Source organism: Ureibacillus sinduriensis BLB-1 = JCM 15800 (assembly GCF_000772955.1).
Taxonomy (GTDB): Bacteria; Bacillota; Bacilli; order Bacillales_A; family Planococcaceae; genus Ureibacillus; species Ureibacillus sinduriensis.
This window is the reverse complement of the sequence record NZ_JPVO01000038.1, coordinates 22,064-44,532: the sequence shown is the minus strand read 5'-3', so window position 1 is coordinate 44,532 and position 22,469 is coordinate 22,064. Positions and strand designations below refer to the sequence as shown.

24 protein-coding genes and 1 pseudogene are annotated in these 22,469 nt (G+C 37.8%); 18 read left to right on the top strand and 7 right to left on the bottom strand.

The window, feature by feature from the left end; all coding sequences use genetic code 11:
* Positions 1 to 54 precede the first annotated feature (54 nt).
* From CD33_RS02820 to CD33_RS20400, 3 genes are all read right to left on the bottom strand, one after another.
* On the bottom strand, positions 55 to 1,305 hold the full coding sequence (locus CD33_RS02820) for a glutamate-5-semialdehyde dehydrogenase (RefSeq protein ID WP_036198008.1): 1,251 nt from the start codon (positions 1,303 to 1,305) through the stop codon (positions 55 to 57).
* A gap of 53 nt (positions 1,306 to 1,358) precedes the next feature.
* Positions 1,359 to 2,441, bottom strand: a complete 1,083-nt coding sequence (gene proB, locus CD33_RS02815) for a glutamate 5-kinase (RefSeq protein WP_036197975.1) — start codon at positions 2,439 to 2,441, stop codon at positions 1,359 to 1,361.
* A gap of 423 nt (positions 2,442 to 2,864) precedes the next feature.
* A complete protein-coding gene (locus CD33_RS20400) occupies positions 2,865 to 3,002 on the bottom strand; it encodes a hypothetical protein (protein WP_176400135.1) in 138 nt (45 codons plus the stop codon).
* Between the two features lie 614 nt (positions 3,003 to 3,616).
* Here CD33_RS20400 and CD33_RS02805 point away from each other — a divergent pair.
* The 3 genes from CD33_RS02805 to CD33_RS02795 all read left to right on the top strand — a co-directional run bounded on the left by CD33_RS02805 (position 3,617) and on the right by CD33_RS02795 (position 6,250).
* Positions 3,617 to 4,045, top strand: coding sequence for a MarR family winged helix-turn-helix transcriptional regulator (locus CD33_RS02805; protein ID WP_373906678.1), 429 nt, complete (start codon positions 3,617 to 3,619; stop codon positions 4,043 to 4,045).
* A gap of 62 nt (positions 4,046 to 4,107) precedes the next feature.
* A complete protein-coding gene (gene hslO / locus CD33_RS02800) occupies positions 4,108 to 5,001 on the top strand; it encodes an Hsp33 family molecular chaperone HslO (RefSeq protein ID WP_036197970.1) in 894 nt (297 codons plus the stop codon).
* A 133-nt stretch (positions 5,002 to 5,134) separates the two neighbouring features.
* Positions 5,135 to 6,250 carry a PQQ-dependent sugar dehydrogenase gene (locus CD33_RS02795; RefSeq protein ID WP_036197968.1) on the top strand — a complete coding sequence of 372 codons (1,116 nt, stop codon included), beginning with the start codon at positions 5,135 to 5,137 and terminating at the stop codon, positions 6,248 to 6,250.
* Between the two features lie 52 nt (positions 6,251 to 6,302).
* On the opposite strand, the gene hpaB is transcribed toward CD33_RS02795, so the two are convergent.
* Positions 6,303 to 7,754: a 4-hydroxyphenylacetate 3-monooxygenase, oxygenase component gene (gene hpaB / locus CD33_RS02790; protein ID WP_036197966.1), complete on the bottom strand. Its 1,452-nt coding sequence runs from the start codon at positions 7,752 to 7,754 to the stop codon at positions 6,303 to 6,305.
* Positions 7,755 to 8,187: 433 nt separating this feature from the next.
* Between hpaB and CD33_RS20905 the strand changes: the two are divergent.
* The 10 genes and pseudogenes from CD33_RS20905 to CD33_RS02750 all read left to right on the top strand — a co-directional run.
* Positions 8,188 to 8,343, top strand: a pseudogene (locus CD33_RS20905) (MerR family DNA-binding transcriptional regulator); the annotation flags it as partial.
* 33 nt (positions 8,344 to 8,376) lie between these two features.
* Positions 8,377 to 8,595, top strand: coding sequence for a MerR family transcriptional regulator (locus tag CD33_RS20900; RefSeq protein WP_373906676.1), 219 nt, complete (start codon positions 8,377 to 8,379; stop codon positions 8,593 to 8,595).
* A 34-nt stretch (positions 8,596 to 8,629) separates the two neighbouring features.
* Entirely contained in the window at positions 8,630 to 9,940 is a 1,311-nt protein-coding gene (locus CD33_RS02780; protein ID WP_036197963.1) for a hemolysin family protein, read from the top strand.
* Between the two features lie 116 nt (positions 9,941 to 10,056).
* A complete protein-coding gene (locus CD33_RS02775) occupies positions 10,057 to 10,476 on the top strand; it encodes a hypothetical protein (protein WP_036197961.1) in 420 nt (139 codons plus the stop codon).
* Positions 10,477 to 10,660: 184 nt separating this feature from the next.
* On the top strand, positions 10,661 to 11,047 hold the full coding sequence (locus CD33_RS02770; RefSeq protein ID WP_036197960.1) for a retroviral-like aspartic protease family protein: 387 nt from the start codon (positions 10,661 to 10,663) through the stop codon (positions 11,045 to 11,047).
* Positions 11,048 to 11,162: 115 nt separating this feature from the next.
* Positions 11,163 to 11,837 carry a hypothetical protein gene (locus CD33_RS02765; protein WP_036197958.1) on the top strand — a complete coding sequence of 225 codons (675 nt, stop codon included), beginning with the start codon at positions 11,163 to 11,165 and terminating at the stop codon, positions 11,835 to 11,837.
* Between the two features lie 296 nt (positions 11,838 to 12,133).
* Positions 12,134 to 13,198: a branched-chain amino acid aminotransferase gene (locus CD33_RS02760; protein ID WP_036197956.1), complete on the top strand. Its 1,065-nt coding sequence runs from the start codon at positions 12,134 to 12,136 to the stop codon at positions 13,196 to 13,198.
* 188 nt (positions 13,199 to 13,386) lie between these two features.
* Entirely contained in the window at positions 13,387 to 13,536 is a 150-nt protein-coding gene (locus CD33_RS20115) for a YfhE family protein (protein WP_088291781.1), read from the top strand.
* Between the two features lie 400 nt (positions 13,537 to 13,936).
* Positions 13,937 to 14,599, top strand: a complete 663-nt coding sequence (locus CD33_RS02755) for an MOSC domain-containing protein (RefSeq protein WP_036198007.1) — start codon at positions 13,937 to 13,939, stop codon at positions 14,597 to 14,599.
* A 241-nt stretch (positions 14,600 to 14,840) separates the two neighbouring features.
* Complete coding sequence (locus CD33_RS02750) at positions 14,841 to 15,296, top strand: helix-turn-helix transcriptional regulator (protein ID WP_036197954.1); 456 nt, start codon at positions 14,841 to 14,843, stop codon at positions 15,294 to 15,296.
* Between the two features lie 244 nt (positions 15,297 to 15,540).
* On the opposite strand, the gene CD33_RS20110 is transcribed toward CD33_RS02750, so the two are convergent.
* Entirely contained in the window at positions 15,541 to 15,705 is a 165-nt protein-coding gene (locus CD33_RS20110) for a hypothetical protein (protein ID WP_156967293.1), read from the bottom strand.
* A 121-nt stretch (positions 15,706 to 15,826) separates the two neighbouring features.
* On the opposite strand from CD33_RS20110, the gene prpE reads away from it, so the two are divergent.
* Positions 15,827 to 16,612, top strand: coding sequence for a bis(5'-nucleosyl)-tetraphosphatase PrpE (gene prpE / locus CD33_RS02745; protein WP_036197952.1), 786 nt, complete (start codon positions 15,827 to 15,829; stop codon positions 16,610 to 16,612).
* A gap of 59 nt (positions 16,613 to 16,671) precedes the next feature.
* Here the strand turns inward: prpE and CD33_RS02740 are convergent, their stop codons facing one another.
* Both CD33_RS02740 and CD33_RS19730 read right to left on the bottom strand, forming a co-directional pair.
* The gene (locus CD33_RS02740) at positions 16,672 to 17,061 is read right to left on the bottom strand and encodes an RDD family protein (protein ID WP_036197950.1); all 390 of its coding nucleotides are present in this window, start codon (positions 17,059 to 17,061) and stop codon (positions 16,672 to 16,674) included.
* Between the two features lie 399 nt (positions 17,062 to 17,460).
* A complete protein-coding gene (locus CD33_RS19730) occupies positions 17,461 to 17,625 on the bottom strand; it encodes an aspartyl-phosphate phosphatase Spo0E family protein (protein WP_084591232.1) in 165 nt (54 codons plus the stop codon).
* Between the two features lie 803 nt (positions 17,626 to 18,428).
* On the opposite strand from CD33_RS19730, the gene CD33_RS02735 reads away from it, so the two are divergent.
* The 4 genes from CD33_RS02735 to CD33_RS02720 all read left to right on the top strand — a co-directional run bounded on the left by CD33_RS02735 (position 18,429) and on the right by CD33_RS02720 (position 22,411).
* Positions 18,429 to 18,878 (top strand): SRPBCC family protein, encoded by a 450-nt coding sequence (locus CD33_RS02735; RefSeq protein ID WP_036197948.1) that lies wholly within the window; start codon positions 18,429 to 18,431, stop codon positions 18,876 to 18,878.
* A 145-nt stretch (positions 18,879 to 19,023) separates the two neighbouring features.
* On the top strand, positions 19,024 to 20,547 hold the full coding sequence (locus CD33_RS02730) for a DEAD/DEAH box helicase (protein ID WP_036197947.1): 1,524 nt from the start codon (positions 19,024 to 19,026) through the stop codon (positions 20,545 to 20,547).
* Between the two features lie 55 nt (positions 20,548 to 20,602).
* Positions 20,603 to 21,385, top strand: coding sequence for a YqhG family protein (locus CD33_RS02725; protein ID WP_036197945.1), 783 nt, complete (start codon positions 20,603 to 20,605; stop codon positions 21,383 to 21,385).
* A 195-nt stretch (positions 21,386 to 21,580) separates the two neighbouring features.
* Positions 21,581 to 22,411: a carbonic anhydrase gene (locus CD33_RS02720; RefSeq protein ID WP_036197943.1), complete on the top strand. Its 831-nt coding sequence runs from the start codon at positions 21,581 to 21,583 to the stop codon at positions 22,409 to 22,411.
* The last annotated feature ends 58 nt before the right edge of the window (positions 22,412 to 22,469 follow it).

Below are 22,469 nucleotides of genomic sequence, written 5' to 3'. Positions count from 1 at the left end.
CTGCAATTGAAAGAGCACTCTAACCAAGCAGAGCCTGATTAAAGTGCTTGCCGTCTATTCCCTGATTTGGCCGGTTCCATAAATGAAATATTTTGTTGATGTTAAGGCAGGCAATCCCATTGGGCCACGGGCATGCAACTTCTGTGTACTTATCCCGATTTCGGCACCATAGCCATATTCAAAACCATCTGTAAACCTTGTGGAAGCATTATGATAGACAGCTGCGGCGTCAACGCGTGACAGGAATGTTTCTGCTGCCAAAACATCTTCCGTAATGATCGTTTCGGAGTGGTTCGTACCAAACTGATTAATATGATCGATTGCTTCATGGACATTTTCAACAATTTTCACACTGAGCGTCATACTTAAAAACTCCGTTCGGTAATCTTCTTCGGTAGCCATGATTGCCGCTTTCGACTCCTTGCATACACTTTCGTCACCCTTGATGGTGATACCTGCCTCTTCCAAGCTCTCCAATAGTTTTCTGCCATGCTGTGAAAACCAATTGCGGTGAATCAACAAACTTTCCGCAGCGTTGCAGACGGAAGGGCGCTGTGTTTTCGCATTGAGAAGAATCTTTATCGCCATTTCATAATTTGCGCTTTCATCCACATAGACGTGGCAATTTCCAGCTCCAGTTTCCAATACAGGTACAGAGGCTTCACTGACAACCAAGTCGATGAGTCCTTTGCCGCCGCGAGGGATCAAGACGTCCAAATATTCTTTTAAATGGAATAATTGCTTAGCTGTTTCGTGACGGGTATCTTCTATCAACTGAACCGATTCTTTTGGAAGATTTGTGTTTTCTAAAGCACGGTGAATGGTTTCGACAAGTACGATGTTTGAGAAAAGGGCTGAAGAGCTTCCTCGTAAAATAACCGCATTTCCAGTTTTTAAGCTGAGTGTCGCTGCATCGATTGTTACATTTGGACGTGCCTCATAAATCATACCAATAACCCCCAATGGAACACGGCGTTTTTCTATCTGCAATCCATTATCTTTTATTGTCTTCTCTAGAAGTTCTCCAACTGGATCTTCCAACTTGATCAGCTGTTGAATTCCTTCTGCCATCGAACGAATTCGTGTTTCATTTAACATAATCCGATCAAGCGTCGATTCTGGAAGTCCTTTTTGTTTGCCGGCATGAAGATCTTTTTTATTTTCTTCGATAATAGTGGCTTGATCCATTAATAATTGTTCGGCAATTTTTTCCAATGCTTCATTTTTTTCTACTGTGGATTTTATATTTAAGATGTAGCTTGCATGTTTTGCCAGTTTCCCTTTGGAAAGAACTTCGCTTTCCATCATAACTTCCTTCATTCTAGATTTCCCCCTTATAGATCATACTTTTCGCTTCTTTAAACTTTGACCCATTTATCGCGATGAATCACTTCGACTGAACTGGCGGCAATTTCGTTTGTCCGCTTTCCGAGTGCAAGTGCAAGTTCGTCACTGGAATACCGCACCTCACCACGTCCAACCAATTCTTTATGGCAATAAACTTCTACGACATCCCCTTTAAAAAAGATACCTTCAAATTTATAGACCCCAGCGGGAAGCAAACTTTTACCATTAAGCAGGATGGCTTCCGCAGCCCCTTTGTCGATATAAAGTTTTCCAGAAACTTCCGTAAATGAAATCCATTGTTTTGGAGTGGGGAGGGGTGGATATTGGTTATTTCCGATATATGTACCATCACCCAGCCCTTCAAGTATGTCCGTTAATTTTTTTTCACCTTCTCCATTTCCTATGAAGATTTTTACCCCTGCCTTTAGGGCAGTTCTTGCCGCTAATAATTTTGATTGCATACCCCCTGTACCAAATTTGGAACTTGAACTTGAAGCAAGTTTTAACCATTCATCCGTAATAGTAGATAATTTCTGGATCTGTTTGGCATTTGGATTCTCAGGATTTTGATCGTAAAGCCCGTTAATATCCGTCAAAATGATTAGGTGGTCTGCATGAATCAGCCCGCTAACTAAAGCAGATAGCATGTCATTGTCCCCGAAAGTCAATTCTGAAACGGAAACCGTGTCATTTTCATTGATGATGGGGAGTATACCCCGCTCCAGAAGTTCCGAAAAAGTTGCATAGGCATTTCGATATCGATCCTTTTTCGAAAAATCAGTACGTGTAAGGAGGATTTGCGCCGTTGTAATTTGATGTTGGCTAAATAGCTCAGAATAATATTGTATGAGCAAGCTTTGGCCAACCGCTGCCGCAGCTTGTTTTCCTTTTAATGTGACTGGTCGTGATGGGTAACCTAACTTACGGAAGCCGGCAGCAACTGCCCCTGATGAAACAAGCAAAACATCATGGCCATCCTGTTTTAGGACAGCAAGCGCTGAAATATGATCAAACAGTTTGTCATGATCGATTTCGCCTTTACTGTTGGTAAGTGAGCTGCTGCCAATTTTGACGACAATGCGTTTCTTTTCCACATTTGTTCCTCCTATATCTTGTAAATATCGTTGTGAAATGCTTGAATAAGCATGCACTACATCATTACGGAAAACAAAAAAAGCCTTCTCACCCTGTAATTAGGGCGAAAAAGGCTACTTTTCCGTGGTACCACCTAGATTGGAATGCAAAAGCAATTCCCACTTGTGCTCATAACGCTCGAGTCTGCGTCTAGTTTTGCTAGAAGCTGGCGAAGTAGGTTCGGTAATCCTTTTTGTACGATGTCTTTCAGCCGATGAACATCGCTCTCTTGCCAATAGGGTTTTACGTACTCGTCTTCGTTAAGCTGCTTTATATTGAATCTAATATGCAATAATTGAACACAATTGTCAATAGTTTTAAACAAAAATTCTGAATATTTAGCAAACAAAAGAGACATCCACAAATGGATGTCTCTTGGATTGCTAAGCTATTAATGTAAGCTTTGTATAAGAAAGAATTGCTGGTGATGTGATATTTTGTAATTCCATCATGGCTTCTTCTTTTGTGTCAAACTCGAAAATACGATAAGTTTTGTCCTCAAATATTGTAACTACCCACATGTCCGTTGCCTCCCAATTTTCATTTTTTAAAATGACAGTTTCAAAGTGCAATCTCGCAAAATCAAAGGCTATTTGGTAAAGGATAAGATGGCGGAGCTTTTGAATCCCTTGAGGGCCCGGTTTGCTTCCATTTTGTCTTCAAACTCGAACATACGATACGTTTTATTCTCAAATACAGTAATGACCCACATGCTAGGATCTCCTCCATTTAATAGATTTTTGTTATATAACAAAGGTGGGAAAGTTAGTAAACTCCTCTCGTTGTTATATATCAATTTAAGACCATTTTACACCTAAAATAAGGAAAAGAAAATAGCTAGTGAAACAATTCACATATTGTTCATATTGAGTACGGTTTCATAAAATTTTGTAATTTATTCAAGCAAAATCGTGAATAATCAGGGTATCATATTTACTTTTTTAACCTTTCTTAAGTTATTAGGCAGATTATGAACGGTGGTGATTGGAGGTTTTTAACTATCCATAAAGGTTATCGGACATTCATTTTATTTGCTTTCAAAATGAAAACAGATTATATTATTGAGGTGTCAATGATTGATGCCTCAAACAATTAAGTCGTAAGAGTGAAAAATTTGAACTTTAAACTAGGAGGGATACAATTGAAAGTTGCCATTTCTGATCAGGAAGAGCTATTATTTCTATTTAAAACACTTAGCAATCAACTAGGTCCAAAGTTTGAGAGAAATACCAATTTTAGCTTATCCCGATTCGAGCTTTTGTATCAGCTAGTGCAGTATGACGAAATTTCTCAATCTCGTCTACAAAAAATCATCAATATTGACAACGCCGCCATTACACGTCATTTAAAACAATTGGAGGCTGATGGATTAGTATCCAGAAGACGGAATCCGACTGATAACCGTGAAACGATAGTCCACTTAACGGATGCAGGTTTTGAGCAAATCATGGGTTGTCAGCAAGATAAATTAAGTTTCGCAAATCAAATGTTTCAACAATTTAGTGATGAAGAATTACAACATCTGATGGATATGCTAAAGCGGATCCAGGAAAATATTAAGTAACAAAGGGCGCCATAAGCGTTGCTATTCCACAAATATTAGTCATAAGTAAGGAGTTTCTATAGATGAAAGATTATTTAGTAAGAGCAGTAGGTTATAATGGGCAAATTCGTGCATTTGCAGCACGGACAACGGAGACAGTCAGTGAAGCGCAAAAAAGGCACCACACATGGCCGGTTGTTTCAGCAGCCCTTGGTCGTTCCATGACGGCGAGTGTTATGATGGGTGCGATGTTAAAAGGTGAAGACAAAATTACCGTAAAGGTAGATGGAAAGGGCCCAATCGGTGCAATGGTTATTGACGCGGAGGCAAAAGGACATGTCCGCGGCTTTGTGTCCAATGGTCAAGTGCATTTTCCCCTAAATGAGCATGGAAAATTAGATGTCCGTGCAGGAGTGGGAACAGAAGGGTTCTTATCGGTAGTAAAAGATTTAGGAATGAAGGACATGTTCTCAAGTCAGGTACCGATCGTTTCAGGTGAAATTGCAGAAGACTTCACGTACTACTTTGCGACAAGCGAACAGGTACCTTCATCAGTCGGGTTGGGGGTTCTGGTGAATCCGGATAACACAATTCTGGCAGCAGGCGGTTTTATCATTCAATTGATGCCAGGTTGTAAAGAGGAAACAATCGCTGCATTGGAAAATCATTTAGCGACAATCGAACCTGTTTCAAAGATGATTGAAAAAGGAATGACACCAGAAGAAATCTTGGCGGCAGTCCTTGGTGAACAAGGAGAGGTGCAAATTCTAAGTACAATGCCGGTGCAGTTCCAGTGTACATGCTCAAAAGAACGTTATAGCCGTGCCTTGATGGGTCTGGGTGTTAATGAAATTGAAGAGATCATTGAAGAAGAAGGCAATATCGAAACACAGTGCCATTTTTGTTTAGAAACATATGATTTTACTGAAGACGAATTGCAAAGCTTGGTAAATGAAATCAAAACCCAATTAAATTAATTTAACGATCTATCACCTGTTTCGTACTACTTACTATGAGTAGTTTGAAACAGGTTTTATTATGGTTAATATTAAAGGAATTGGTAAATAATATAAATAACAATATTCCAATGGGGAAGGAGACAAGTACCTTTTGAAAAAAATAGCGCCAAGTATTACCGTTATTTGTTTTCTGCTGGTAGGTTGTTCTTTATTTTCAACAGAAAATACATCAACTGAACCCGAAGAACAAATGGTCGAAGTGACGAAGCTCGGGAATGATAGTTCAGAAGCTACCTTAAACAATATCGAACCCGAAATTATTGTTGAAAATCTGACCATTCCTTGGACGATAGAAAAGTTGGATGATGTCATCTATTTAACTGAAAGAACCGGTGGGATAGAGAAGATTGTCGACGGTCAAGCAACAAGACAACATGTTGAACTTGAAAAAAGGCTATCAACCGCGTCGGAAGCAGGCTTATTGGGCTTTGCTCTTGCACCGGATTTCGAACAGTCCAACTCAGCTTTTGCTTATTATACTTATAATGATGATTCCGGACAATTTAACCGCATCGTGACATTGCATTTAAATGGTGATACTTGGACCGAAGAAAAGGTTCTATTAGACAGGATTCCGAGCGGCTCTGTTCATCACGGCGGTCGACTTGAAATAGGGCCGGATGACAAGCTTTACGCAACAACCGGCGATGCCCTTCAGTCATCCATTGCTCAGGATGCAAATTCATTGGGAGGGAAAATCCTGAGAATGAATCTCGATGGGTCCATTCCCTCGGATAATCCCATTCCAAACTCCTATGTCTACAGCTTAGGTCATCGAAATCCCCAAGGTCTGGCGTGGGCTGAAGATGGCACGATGTTTGGAAGTGAACATGGGAATGATGCGAATGATGAGATTAATATTATTGAAGCAGGCAACAATTACGGATGGCCTCTTATAAAGGGAAACGATAAACGAGATGGCTTTGTATCACCGCTTTTTACCTCGGGATCAAATAAAACTTGGGCTCCTTCAGGAATATCTTATTATCAGGGGAAGTTGTTTGTTGCGGCTTTAAGAGGGCAAGCTGTTTTGGAATTTGATCTCATTACTAAGGAATCTCGTCCGATTGTTCTAGGCCTGGGACGTATCCGAGATGTCTTGGTGGATAAACCGTATCTGTATTTTATCAGCAATAATACGGATGGACGGGGTACGCCTGAAGTAAATGATGATAAACTATATCGCATAAAGCTTCCAAATAATTAATCCTGCAAATGAAAACTACTTACGATGGGTAGCCATTGTAAGTAGTTTTCATTTATTTAAACTCTTTATCCAAAAAATCTTTCACCCGATCCACATAAGAATCAATGGGATAACTGTAATAAAGCTCACTGGATAATCGAATTGGATCGCCGAAAAAATATCTCTCATACTGTGTTTGTCTAGTTCCGAAAGCACTCATGGACAAGTCCCACGCTAAGCGGAAGATTTTGACCCTATCTAAAGCAGGTTTGGTTGCTGCTTGAAGATATTGATCCAAGTCCTTGCGAATAGGAGAATTGAAGGCATCTTCGGTTGGTAGCGTAATCATCCCGCTTGCACCAATTAGTTGGATGATTTCGATGAATCGAGGATAGATTTTAGGGAATAGATTCCCAGCAACTCTTAAGGTCAAGACATCTGGCCTCATATTTCCAAATTCGTCCAAAGTTGCATGGTTTTCCGATTTCTCCAGCAGCGCTCTCAACGTTTCGAGTCCCATAATAACTTCCGACATCTTTTCTTGAATATGCTGGTATTCCCCAACCTTAATAGTTGTCACTAGTAGTTGTACAAGACCTAGAATGAATTCGCACTTTGCGATTTGCCGAATTAATGCCTGATGTTTTGCATAGGCATGGAAAGAACATTTCTCCAAAAATTCTTCCGCCACTTCCGTGTTATTGTAAAAGAATACCCTTTCCCAAGGGACGAGAACATTATCAAAAACGACAATGGAGTCCATCTCCTCATACCTGGAACTTAAAGGATGATCAAAATTGGAATCTCCGCCAATAAAGGAATCTCTGCAAATAAATTTTAAGCCCTTTGTATTGGAAGGGATGGAGAATGCGAAAGCTTCATCTTCATCGGTGAAAAGGGATTTCACAATACTAAAAACGAGCACTTCATCCGTTAAACCACCTTGTGTCGCAAGGAGGCGGGCACCCTTGATGACAATCCCATGCTTATTTTCGTCAATGACTTTTGCCGCAATGGGCATATCGCTGTTTTCAATGTAAATTTGGGATCGATTTACTTGAGGGGTGATAAAGGTATGTGTAAAAGATAAATCTTTCTCCCTCGCTGTTTCATAAAGGCTAACTAGATTTTCGGGAAAGCAATTCTCTTTTCCTTTCAAATATTGGGCAGATGAAGCGAAACTCATTAAAACGGAGTTTAAATAGTCAGGACTCCGCCCCATCATACCATGAGTTTCTGCCGCCCAATGTTCAATCATTTTTCTTCTTTTTTGCAGCTCAGCTTTTGTTTTCGGTGCAAGAAATGAAAGACCAACTGCATTACCTGATAGAGGCGAAGGAAAAGTCATTTCATCTTTGATTTTTTCATCATGTTGTAAATCATAAAGTGATGCTTTTGATTGTAAGATGCCTTTGAAATAGGGATGTTCAGAGAGTAATCCGCTGATTGGTTTCCCATCAATCCAAATTTCAGGATTTAGTTGATCAATCCGATTAATAAATTCTCGCCCAGTGATGGCCCCCATGTTTTACACTCCTTAAGATTCAAAAATGAATATATAACCATTAGTCGTTAACATACTAGCCAATTCGTAATATCTTATTTGCTTAATATCGAATTGGTACCTTTTACAGAAACGGTTTTTAAATTTCTTTGAAATGTTTCTAAAGACTTTGTTCAGGTAATGATTAAAATTGTGTGATTTTCAATGATTAGGCGAAGCGCTAGGTGAAAAAGGGGAACTTGGTTTTACCGCAAAATTTGGACATAGGATGCTTGTTTAGATGGTCTGTTGAAAACTTTATTTGAATATAATCATAAAAAGTCCATCCTGCAGATACGATTGATTCGTATCAACCTAAAATAAATTGAAAATAATGCACTGGGATTTCGGTCTAGATATTTTGCTAGGTTGCTAGTATAATAAAACTATAACGTGATGGTTTGGAGGGAAGTCAATTGGGATCGAGAAACTGAAAATTGGCGAATTAGCTGAAATAACAGGGATCACTAAACGTACAATTGATTATTATACAAACCTTGGATTACTGAAAGCTGAACGTTCTACTTCAAATTATCGTTTCTATACTTCAGAAACAATAGAACGTATCCGTGTAATCGAAGAAATGAAAGCACAAGGCATGTGCTTGAATGAAATTAAAAAAGCAATTGAAAACGTCAATGTACAACATGAAGAAATGGATGTACAAAACATATGCCAGCATATGAAAGCTCTTCAAAATGAGATATCCACCCTTGTTGAAAACATGGAGCAACAGGATCAATCGAAAAAGGATTTCATAAAAAATAAAGTATCATCCGAAAGTGTTGCGCTGATGCAATCTTTATTATTACTTATAACCTAGGAGGTGAAGTCTTACTTTTTAAGTAAGACGATGATTGACCGCATTGAATTTAATGATATTTGCAATTTTAATAGCTTTAACCGCTTTCTTCGTGGCAACCGAGTTTGCCATTGTAAAAGTTAGACAATCAAGAATCGACCAATTGGTTGCCGAAGGAAAAAAAGGTGCGCTTGCCGCCAAGCATGTAACGACCCATTTAGATGAATACTTGTCTGCGTGTCAGTTGGGTATTACTGTAACGGCACTCGGTATCGGGATGGTCGGGGAGTCAACGTTTGAATTTATTTTGGAGCCGTTCTTTGGTATGATCGGAATCGGTGAGCAGTATATCCATTATTTCACGATAGCTGCTGCCTTTATCATCGCAACCTTTTTACACGTTGTAGTAGGGGAACTTGCACCTAAAACGGCCGCCATCCAAAAAGCGGAAACAATAACACTATTATTCGCAAAACCGATCATGATTTTCTATAAAATTCTTTACCCATTTATTTGGTTCTTGAATGGCGCTGCCCGTATTTTAATCGGCATTTTCGGTATGAAACCAGCATCGGAACATGAGTTGTCACATACCGAGGAAGAACTCCGTCTATTGATGACCGAAAGCTATAAAAATGGTGAAATCAATCAAAACGAGCTGAAATATGTCAATAAAGTGTTTGAATTTGATGATCGCATCGCCCGTGAAGTCATGATACCGAGAACGGATATTATCGCATTTGACAAAAATGCAACATATGGCGAAGTTTTGACGACAATCCAAGAAGAACGTTATACCAGGTATCCTGTATACGAAGAAGATCGTGACAATATTATCGGGTTTATTAATATTAAAGACTTTTTAACTCAAGGATTAAGCAATCGCATAACGGTTGAAAACTTCTCTATGGAGAGATTCATTAATCCCCTGATTTATACAACCGAAGTCACGCCAATCCAGGATTTACTGACAAGAATGCAAAAAGAACGTACACCGATTGCCATTCTTTTGGATGAATATGGTGGTACCTCTGGTCTTGTAACAGTTGAAGATATTCTGGAGGAATTAGTCGGGGAAATTCGCGACGAATTTGACGATGACGAGGTTCCTGAAATTCGGAAAGTAAAAGAGGGCCATTTTATTGTCTATTCCAAAATACTTTTAGAAGAAGTGTCAAGATATCTAAACATTGATATTGCTAACCCGGATGTTGATACACTTGGTGGATGGTACTACTCTCAGGATGTAGAACTAAAACAAGAAAATATCATTGAACATGGTGGCTATACGTTCTCCATTCACGAAATGGATGGGCTTCAGCTGCGTTATATTGAAATTAAACAAAATACAAACTTGACTGTCTAGATTATTATTAACCTCTTTCGTCTTCTTAGAGACTTAAGAGGTTTTATTTTACCAGTGACATGCCTGTTCTTTTGTGATCGGGATGCGTCCTAAGTATTTGCCGAAGGGGGAATGTTTTGAGGAATCTATGGTTGATTTTGTCCCTTTATATGATGGTTGCCTTGTTAGCGGCTTGTAATGATGAGGATAAGAGCTATTTAACAAGAGTGGATGTTCTTGCAGTAGAGGATGAGGCTATGGAAGAAGAAGAAATGATTGTTGATCTTATAACTCTTGATTCCATAAAAAGCTTGCTGGATGAAATTCACTGGCAGCAAGATTCAAGTCCGGATTTGGAAAGAACCGAAGATTTGGTCGTTACTTTATTTTACACAGAAAACGACAATAACCAAGAACAGCTCTACTTATATAGAATGTGGTTCAATTCCGATGATTCCTTAACGATTATCAGTGATCATGAAGAAGAGGGGTACGGCACTTTGGATGAAGAACATGCGGGCAAATTGAAAGATTTGTTTCTTTTGGGAAAGTTTTAAAATGATTACAATGAAGGTGTTCCAAATGAAGGGGCGCCTTTTCCCTCAAGGTTTTCTTTCCTCGCTTTAATGAGGAGCGTACTACAAAGATTAAGACATGCATATATTGGGGCAAACATTGTGATGGGAATTCCGGGGAAAGTTAGAAACCGGGATTCATCGCTTTCAATAGGTGGGTGGCCCAATGAAAAAATTAATGATTGATGAAGGTTTATTATTAACCGATATGGAAATCCAATATAAGGGCAGAACAACTCATTTAACTCGCGTGTTAATTGATACAGGTTCATCCTGTTCGATAATTTCTTCGGATATAGCCGAAGAGATCGGAATCTATCCGGAAGCGAATGACCGTATTTACCGAATCAATGGGGTGGGCGGTTGTGAATTTGTCTATTCCAAAATGCTTGATGCCATTACAATCGGTCAGATGAAAACTGAAGAAATACAGATAGAAATAGGGTCCATGAATTACGGGATCGACTTGGAAGGTATAATTGGACTGGATTTGCTAAAACGGTTGAAAGTGCTGATAAATATTGATAAGCTTCTCATTCAAAGTGAAAGATAATGCATGTCAGATAGGATTTCATTTTTGCCATCAAGAGGGTTTTGGAATAAAGTGTCGAATATAGAAGGATAAAGTTTTGTCTCGGAGGCAAATTCACTAGAGGAGAGAGATCATTATGGAGTTTATTCGTATCACCAACATTAACGACCCTTTATTTGCTAAGTTGCATACACTTTTGGGACAGGTTTTCCCCCCGGAAGAGGTGTTGGAGTTTGAACTTTGGAAGGAACCGTTGGAGGATCCGGGCATACGTGTTTTTGTTGCCGTTTATGAAGACGAAGTGGTGGGTGCGACGGAATACCGCTACTATCCAGGGTGGTCAATTGCGATGACTGATTTCACGATTATCGGTAAACCCGGGCTTTCGATTGGACGTTTTTTAGCCCAAGAACGACAAAAGGATTTATTAAGACTTGCAGAAGAGCATGGCGAAGTGTTAAAAGGTGGGTTTGCTGAAATTTATAATCCTTATATGATGAAAGAAGTCTTTGATTTTGGAGGCGTGATGCCAATGAATCCTTTTGTTCGTCGTGAAGTATTATCTCATCTAGGCTACAAGCGTATTGATTTTCCATATGTCCATCCTTCATGGAAAAATGATGGGGAAGCTGTTGGGGGATTGGATTTCTGTTTCATGCCAACAGATGAAACGCTAAGTGAAATTCAGGCCTCGTTAGTAGTGGACTTCTTAAAGAATTACTACTCAGTCCTGCCGAATAAACCACAGAAATGGCTTGAAATGATTGAAAGCTTGGAAAAACAAGAGACAATAAACTTGTTGCCTCTTTAGAACAGAAGATTTTTTTAAATGGGCATAGTAAAGAAGGGAAGGAAAAAACTTATCAATTAGTTTTTTCCGATTCCTCTTACGTTCCACCCCAATACGCATACATAAAAAGAAACGACATTGGAAACAGTTAGGGAAAAATAGACCATTTATAAACAACGAACAAAATCTAGTGTTTTTTTATCAGAATTTATTGATATTTAAGACTAGTATGTTCGTCAAAAAAGTGTAATATTAATTTATGGAAAGTTTATCACTTAAAATTTCCGAATTTTCAAGAATATCGGAGGCTATATATAATGTTTGACATTAAAACAGAGTTAACAACAAATCCAAAGGAAAAACCGGCTTCGGAAGTATTGGGCTTTGGTCACTACTTTTCGGACCATATGTTTGTACTAGATTATACTGAAGGTATTGGATGGCATGATGCCCGTATTGTCCCTTACCAACCAATCACTCTAGACCCTTCCGCAATGATTTTCCATTATGGTCAATCTGTCTTCGAAGGGTTGAAAGCTTATGTAACTGTGGATAAACAAGCGTTATTATTCCGTCCAGAACAAAACTTCAGACGGTTAAATAGATCAAACGAACGCCTTTGTATACCAACAATCGATGAAGAATTAGCTTTAGAAGGTTTAAAGCAATTAGTATCAGTCGACCGGGAATGGATTCCAAGTGCTCCAGGGACATCATTATATATTCGTCCATTTATTATTGCGACAGAACCTAATCTAGGTGTACATCCTTCAAAAAAATACCAATTCATTATTATTATGTCTCCTTCTGGTTCTTATTATAAGGAAGGTATCAATCCAGTAAAAATCATGGTGGAAGAGCAGTTTGTGCGTGCCGTGAAAGGTGGAACAGGAGAAGCGAAAACTGGCGGCAACTATGCAAGCGCCTTAAAAGGGCAAGAAATTGCAAGCCGTGAAGGCTATGCCCAAACTTTATGGCTGGATGGTAAAGGAAACAAAAATATAGAAGAAGTCGGCAGTATGAATATCTTCTTTAAAATTAATGGGACGGTCGTTACTCCTGCTTTGAATGGGAGTATTTTGCCAGGAATTACGCGAGATTCCATGTTGCACGTTTTAAAATCCAAAGGTGTTCCAGTCGAGGAACGCAATATTTCGATTGATGAAGTCGTGGAAGCTTACAACAATGGAACTCTGGAAGAAGTATTCGGAACTGGCACTGCTGCAGTAATTTCCCCAGTTGGTGAGTTGAAGTACCTAGGGGATAAAATGATCATTAACGAAGGTAAAATTGGTGAAATTTCACAAATGCTATATGAAACTTTAACAGGTATTCAGTACGGATTCATTGAAGACACATTCGGATGGACGATTCGATTATAAACATACAATCGCGGACAGCTTTATTTGCTGTTTCGCGTTTTTTTTTGCTTGGAAAGTGAATGATTATTATGGTGAGCGCCATGATGGCTTCACCAATGTTTTTTCGCTCGATCATTTACCCAACAGGAATATCAAATGCTACAAAGGTCAAACTAAACAATGACTACATCAAGAAAGGAGTGTCACACATGAAAGAGCATAAGCAGCCACATGAACAATTAACGGTCCAAGACAACCAATTAACGGCCACTCAGGAAGTGCTGTACCACGACGAATTTAAACGTGCAGACAACGCAACGAAAAAAAATAATCAGAACCAGCGTAAAAAAACTCTATAATAATTGACTCCAAAGTAGCACTACTTTGGAGTTTATTTTTTGACAGTTCAAATTAATACATACTATTTATTTTTTGATTTTTGGCGAGGTTATTCGACTAAGACGGGGAATTCGAACGGCTCCAAAATAATATGGGATTTAGGCTTTAGTACAAGAAACTTAGCACAGAATTTAGGATAATTTTCTCCATAAGGATTAAATGGGGCGGTGTTGGGGAATGAGAGAGATAGTAATTGTGGAAGGTGTACCCACTGCTTCTCTAACAGTTTGGAAGTAGTGCCAATCTGATTTATTTATATGACGTAAATATTACTGTTCCAATAACTACCATTAAGTAAACCGATACTTTATAATTTATATAGTAAATAAGTAAATATGAAAGTGAGTCATATCCCAGATGATGAAGCATGAAGAAATAATCCTAAAAGCTTTTACTATCGGTTTACCGAAAAAAATGACCTATGAAAATAATCGGCAAGTAGAAACAGGAATATGTAAAGAGTCAGTTAAGGAAGCCTTTTTAACAAAAGAAGGCTTTATCGGAGATGGAGTTGCAGATTTGAAACACCATGGTGGACCAGACCGTGCCGTATGCATTTATCCTTATGAACATTATGCACAATGGGAAAAAGAATTCGATACGGCAATGCCGAATTCAGCTTTTGGAGAAAATATTACTGTGACGAATATGCTGGAATCTGATGTATATATTGGAGATATTTATCAGCTAGGTGAAGCGATAATACAAGTAACGCAGGGCCGTGTTCCTTGCAGCACAATAAATAAACGCACTGGTCTTCCAACATTGATGAAACGTATGGTAGAAACGGGCTATACTGGATATCTTTGCCGTGTCCTTCAAGAAGGAAAAGTCCGAAATGATTCCAAGATCACCTTAATTGAAAAAAATCCACAAGGAATCTCTGTTTTGTTTGGCAATGAAATTTACTTTAGACGTCCAAAAGATGTTGAAGCGATGCAAGCCATCCTTGCTGTTGATGCACTTGCACAAGAGTGGAAGGGCTATATGATGAAAAGATTGTCAAAATTAATCCCTTCATAAGAAGAAAACAAAATAATAGTTAGGTAACTAAAAAATATCAGAATTAGACAAGGTCGATATATGACTTTGTCTATATGGCAATAGTCGATATATAAATTTAGGACAATAGTCGCTATTATATAAAATATTCAGAAAAACCGTAACCTTTAAGACACAATTATAGTCTATATTAAGTGGAATTTTACATACATAAAAAGTTGCCGAAAAAGGAACATTAGTTAATAATTTTGAGGTGATACTAGTGGATCGGGATTATATTATCCAGATTGTTTCAGAGAATCTTAGGACAGTGAGAAAGGAAAACCACTTTACGCAGGATAAAATGGCCGAAATGGTTGGGGTCTCAAAGAAGAACATCATACAAATAGAAAAAGGAAGGACATTGGCGGACTGGACGACAACGATTGCCATTTGCGCAATATTCCGCGAAAATAAAACTTTACATAATCATTTTGGTGGAGATCCAATGGAGATTATTGAACAAACTGTTCAGGATGTGACGATTCGGCCACAGGAAAAGACGTTAGGCGGTCATATTATGTGGAAGAATATTAATGAGCATAAAGGTTTTAAGCTGCAAAGGAATTTAATTAGTAAACATTTTCGCATATTGGATGAAGAAAATTACCGTTTGTTTAGTACTTTTGATGCGGAAGTAGCACAGGAAATGTGGAAAGATATCGAAAAAACTATTTAAGTAAGTTCTTTGAAGAAGTTTTGAGTTGCCGCCTACAAAACTTCTTTTAAAGTCATGCCAAATGACAGTTAGTTCCAGTCGTTAAATTCTTTTCCCGCAGCTAACCGAATGAAAATAGCTTCACAGCAAAATGAGCATTCTTTCTTGAATTCCGATGACGATGGCTGCACGATTACGTGTCGCCTTATAATACTTGCGATTGGCGAAATATAGTCAACAAGTGATTATCGCGGTCAGCAAAAAACTATTGAATCGGTATCCGGTAAAATCCCCTCAATAATTTTTCTTTTGGTTCATAAGTGAGCTGTTCCCCCGGCTCATTTAAACTAAAGACGAATTCATCAACACTTTTATTTACCTCCAGAAATTTTGCAGCAACATCCCTTAAATCAATTGTTCGAATAATCATGAATTATTCCTTTTATTTTACTAGATTATAAAGTTAGATAGTTTCTGTTAGTGATTTTGTAGGTAGAAAACGCGCTATCTTAGCTATACTAATTAGAATGCTGCAAAAGGGAGCGAAATTTATGCGAATCGAATTAGGGTATGGTTTGGATATTATAGGTGATATCCATGCATGTTATGAAGAGTTCATGGCAATGTTGGAAAAGTTGGGCTATCAGGAAAATGAAAATGGTTTATATATTCATCCAGAGGGAAGGAAAATCCTTTCATTAGGCGATGTGATGAGCAGGGGACCACAATCAATCGATTCAATGTTATTCTTCTTAAAGCATGTGGATAACGGCTTGGCCTATATGATTGATAGCAATCATGGCTGGAAAATCGCACGTTGGTTGGACGGACGAAAAGTTCAACTAAGACATGGTGATGAGAATGTCGAAGAAGAATTTAGTAACTTTGAGAGGAAATATGGTGGGAAAGAAACGGCAGTCCTAAAAAGCAAGCTTAGGAAGTTATTGATGGAGGTTCCTTCTCACTACATCATTACGGAAGAAGGGAAAGATAAAGTCGTTTGTGCCCATGCAGGCATTAAAGAAGAATTCATAGGAAGAGAAAATTCCAAGATTAAAGACTTTTGTCGATATGGTGATGTCGCCGGAGTTGATGAAAAGGGCAAGCCTATCCGAAGAGATTGGTTTAAGGAATATAAGGGGCAACAGCTCATTGTTTGGGGACATGACCCAAAACCGGAGCCGATGATTGTAAATAATACAATTAATATAGATCAAGGCGCTGTTTTTGGCGGAAAGCTAACTTGCTATCGATACCCCGAAAAGCAGTTTGTATTCGTGGATGCACGAAAAAATTATTCTGGTAAAATCGGAGCGGATAATCCGATTGGAAAATAAGTAATCTTATAAAAGGTCACCAGAGCGAAAAAACTCTAGGTGACCTTTTATTTTTTACGCTACACTTCTTTTACAACAGTGCCGGAAATTCGATCATGGGGGAAAACTTCCCCATTCTGGCCTTCGAAGGATTTTCTTTTGAATACATAATCAACCGTACCAATGAAATCCCTGTAGGCCATTCGTTGAACAATTTGTGCAGGTGTAATTTCGCCGCCATTTGCATTTTCCACCATTAGCCCTGCCGCTTTGTATCCGAGAGTTTGACCGCTTTTCCGTAACTGAATATACTCAAGTGTCCATAAAACTGCGGTTGGGGTGACAAGTGAATGAAAAGCTTCATTTTTGATTTTCTTTCTTAACAAATATTCGACACCTGCATTTACCGCACCAGATATGGCTAAATCAATTAAAAAGGCATTTCGTCTTTTTTTCGTTATGGTTTTCAACCTAGTTCCTCCTTTACGCCTCAACAATAATTCTCTTATACGTATAGTAGTGGTCAAAAGTTTCAATCTTTAAGTATGTTCTTTAGTAGGAGAAAATAGCTTTATTTTCATTTATTGAAAACTCGGATATCCATGTAGCTGTTAAGGGGATCATTATATACATGGACATCAATATTGTGAGACCTGCCCATGTTAAAATAAACGTAATGTACTTGTAATTTGAGTTGCTCTGGTTTTCATGCATAACAAGCTCCTTTTTAATTTCTAAAATCAGTTTATTGGGTTATGCAGCGAAAGAATGCATAAAAATAAACCCAGTTAGACAGATTAACTCATGTCTAACTGGGTTCATAATCGGATTCATATTGTATTGTTTTAATAAAAATTCCTCCTTAACCCTTAAGCTGCTTTATGACTGTAGATATTTAGCAAGGCATCCAATTCCTGACTGCAAGTAACGGTTTCGGGATGTGTAAAACCTAGATTGTTGGCTTTTTTATACATATCTTTTCTTTTCATTTCGATTAAGAGTTTTAAGATTTGTCTGTAAAATCTACTTCGCATTCTAGTAGTCCCCCATAAATTAGTATTATATTAATTGCTTAATATAATTGCTTTTACTTTAGTTATTGTATATTACTTCATTTGAAAATTATGTCGGTTCGTGGTTGGAAACATGAAATTCACAAATTTGTCACATTTTATACTTATATTCTATATACATTGTGCTTAGTGCAGAAGGATTCATGATTTTTCTCTGCGTAAATCAAGTAAATAGTTGATGTTTCCTAATAAGGAAATTATTCAAGACTTGATTTCAAGTTGAAGTAGAAGAGAATTAAATTTGTCAAAAGTTAGTTGTTGCTGGTCGACAAAAACTCGAAAAATGACGATTTTTTTGGAAATGAATAGGTTGAAATTTGAAAAAATAACACGACTACAATAAGTAGAAGATTAAAAAAATTAAAGTTAAGTAAATATACTGAAATAATTATTTCATGCCCAAGATGCTGTGAAATCTTAAATTATTCTCCTAATTTAATAGATAATGATAGTTTTTTAGAAGAAAATAGCAAGCGTTGAAATAGAATGTATAAAATAGTTTACAAATAGTGTACTAAAAATATTTTAATAGATAGGAAAAAAATTTACAATATTTTTCTTTTTTTATAGTCTTAGGTAGATGAATCTAATTTAATTTACTGCCTAGACCAATGATTGGGCCATTTTCAATTTGTAATATGGTTGGATTTCCCATCCTTATAGCAACATCAATATTATCGCTTACCACATCGTTATGTTACGATTATTGATATAAGAGAAAATAATCGAATAGTTGGAATATTTCGGTTAAATTGGAGGTCAAAATGAAATCTTGGACGAAGGATATCGAGATAAACGCTTCGATAGAACAAATATGGAGTTTATTAAATGGAAAGCTAGAAGATATGCAAAAAATTATGCCGCAAGTAGTTTCACAAGAGCCAATTAAACTTACACCCGAGAAAGTAGGCAGCATTTATCTCCAAAAATATCGAGAAGGAAATCGTGTACTAGAATACGAAGTGAAAACATTGGAATATTTAGATGACATCAATAGCAAAAAGTTAAAAGTTGGTTTTACCCTAGCCAACATGTTCCAGATTACGGCTAAATATGAGCTGAAGAAAATGGATGAAAATACAACCTATTTTAAATACACTACAACCAACACACCGTTGAAATGGTATTTGAAACCATTGGTAATGTTGGGTTCGAGTAAAGTTGTCATTCAATTTGCTGAACGGGTAAAGAAAGTAGCAGAAGCGAAAAAATAGTGCGGTCGTACGGGCAGTTTTAGTACTGCCCCTTTCCTCAAGTATTTCCTCCAAAACAAACCTGAAAAAACCCCATCTTTTATTTCAAATTCATATATTTTTCATTTTTGGACAAGTTAAAGTGTACAACAAGAGAGGTGTTGTTATGATTATTGAAAGGTCTTCAAACTGGCGAGAGGACTTTATCCAGCGTTTTGAGCAAGATGGTCCATGGGATAGTTGGACACTTTATAACAAAAGCTATGAAATTGAAAAGATGAATTTAATTCCGGAATTTTCAGGTTTGCAAGCACCCAAATTTCTTACGAATATCCAGTTGCTGCCGCATCAAGTGGAAGCTGCTCAAACCGTCATAGAAAAGATGAATGGGAAAGCCATTCTTGCTGATGAAGTAGGGTTGGGAAAAACAATTGAAGCAGGGCTCATCATGAAAGAGTATATGATACGCGGAATCGTTAAAAAGGTACTCATTTTGGTGCCCGCTTCCTTACAGAATCAGTGGGTGACAGAGTTGAACATGCGTTTCTTTATCCCAGCGGTTGCTTATAGAAAAAACACCCCTATTGAGCACTATGATGTAGTTGTCATGAGTATGGATACTGCGAAAAAAAGTCCGCATCGTGAAAAAATATACGAGCAAGACTACGACATGATTATTATCGACGAAGCACATAAACTTAAAAATCATAAAACCCAAATCTATGAGTTTGTTCAAAGTTTAAAAAAGAAATTTTGTTTATTATTAACGGCTACGCCGATACAAAATGACATCTTTGAAATTTTCTACCTTGTATCATTATTAAAACCTGGACATCTAGGGAATTATGAATCATTTCAAGCAACTTTTTCAACTACAAAAACCTCGGCCGATGGAGAAAAATACTTAAAGGAACTAGTCAACCAAGTTATGGTCAGAAACCGGAGACAGGATACCGGAATTGAATGGACGAGCCGAAAAGTTGAAACTATACCGATACAGTATACACCTGAAGAAAGAGAAGTCTATGACATGATCAGTTCATTAAAAACGGTGTCGCCAGTATTTTCCAGCTCTTTTACAATGGTCACTTTGCTGAAGGAAATGTGCAGCAGTAAAGAAGCGACATTTCTGACTCTTAACAAAATGATTCAAAAAGGGATGGCCAAAGAGGAAAGAGACTTTGTTGAAGAAATATTGGCGAAGCTAATGAAGCTCGAAATTAATTCCAAGGCAGAAAAAGTGATGGAAATCATTGAGAATGCAAACGACAAAGTGATTATTTTCACAGAGTACCGTGCTACTCAAGCGTATTTGCAGTGGTATTTATATACAAAAGGAATTTCCAGCGTTCTTTTTAACGGGAAATTTAGCAAAAGTAAGCGTGATTGGGTAAAGCAATTATTCCGTCAACGCGACCAGGTGTTAATTGCCACTGAATCTGGCGGTGAGGGGATAAACCTCCAATTTTGCCATCATGTCATCAACTATGATTTGCCATGGAACCCGATGAAACTGGAACAAAGAATAGGCCGTGTGCATCGTCTGGGACAGGAAGAAGATGTGCATATTTATAACCTCGCAATTGAAAACACGATTGAACAGAAAATATTGGATTTACTAGGAAGTAAAATCGACGTCTTTGAAAAAGTAGTAGGGGATTTAGATGATATTCTGACGCGGAAAGCTTGATGAAATTCTAAGCTTGCGAAATTGATAGTGCAATGAACAAAAGGAGGAAGCATAAATGTATGCAGAACAGGTTCATGACTATTTAAAAGTGTTTTTCAAGGAGACAAATTGTGACATTCTTTCGGATGAGGGGTATATGCTTTCTGTCCAATTAACAACGGATATGGATAAAAGAATAATGAACCGTCCATTTTATTGGCAATATATAGAAGCTACAAACAGCACTCCCAATCCGGCGCGGCTTAATTTGATAACCGATCGTGCAAAGATTCAAAATCAATTTATGGGTGAAATTATCCATTTTGGTTCCGGCAGACTCCATCAGATTTTTAAAGCAACAAAGGAACTTGGCTCGTTCGTTAAAATGTACCAACATAGCAATGGAAATAAAGGCAAACAACAGATGTTGACTCCTTATTTTTGTGTGAATTATAAAGTATCTTACTATTGTGATCAAACGAAAGAAGTCATTTACTCCCTTGGGATTAACCTGATTAATGGGGAAATAGAGGATAATTTTCATGATTTTGTCAGTCAACTGGACTTAAAAACAGCTATTCCAGATGATCACTTTTGCCTCCAATATATAATAAAACCCGGACGGGCATTGGAGCGTCTGGATTCGATGATTCAGAATATCATCCAAAATGATGACCATTCCTGGGCGGAAGAGGCAAAAAAAAGATGGCAAAAAGAATTGGAAGTACTTGATTTTTTTTATGATGGTATGGAAGATAAGCCTGAAAGCTATGAAATTGAAAAAAAGGGTCTGAAAGACAGATTTAACCCACGCATAAAGGTAGAAATCATAAATGGTGGATTGTTCTATTTACATTAGGTATCGTGACAAGAGGCGGTGGAAAATTATATTGGACAAGCGGAAAACAGAAGGAATTTAAGGGGTGGATGGTCAAACCTGTTTCTGTAGCAAGTTCATCAACTAACCTCCATATTTATTTCTCCAGTAGTGAATAGAAAAGCGCACAAATTGGCTAACTTGATAGAAAAGAGCAATTAAAAGGAGAAGTATATCATGCGAAAAAGTTACATCTATGCCCTTTTATCTATAGCTGCTGTTATAGGTGTCATCGGATACTTTGCAATCGATACGACAGAGCAAGCACCTGTAGAAAATGAACAACAATTAACAGCTGCAGACGTATATTGGTCGTATACAGGCGAGACTGGCCCTGAACAATGGATGAATGTCGACTCGAATTATGAAGCATGTGGAAGAGGTGAGCTTCAATCCCCTATTAACATCGAACTTAAAGAAACGGCAAACCAACAAGAAGCTATGAAATTAGCCGAACAAATTTCGCTTAATTATGACCAGGCAATTTTTACGGTCGAAAATATTGGGCATACGATTGAAGCGAATTCAACAACGTTGGAAAACTCCTTACTGATCAATGATAAAGAATATAAATTGACAGGTATACATTTCCATTCACCGAGTGAACACCAGTTGAATGGGCAGTACTTTGATATGGAAGCACATTTATATCACCGATCGGAAGAAGGCGAAATGGCGATAATTGGATTATTTATTGAAAGTGGGGAAGAGAACTTAGTGCTTGCCGAAATGTGGGATGAAATTCCTGCAAATGGCGAAGAAGCGGCTAAAGTATTAAAAAATCCAGTCGACCTGCAATTGTTGTTGCCTGAACAAAAAAGTGTATATCAATATATGGGCTCCATTACTGCACCTCCTTGCACAGAAGGGGTAAATTGGTTTATTTTGGAGCAACCGATTGAAATGTCGGATGACCAAATTAACCGATTCAGTTCCATCTTCTTGCAAAACAATCGACCAATTCAAGAATTGAATGGTCGTGACGTCTATAAATTCAATCTTAACTAGTAAAAAACGCGATCGGGATATACCGAATCGCGTTTCCTTTTCATTAGCTAAAAATAGG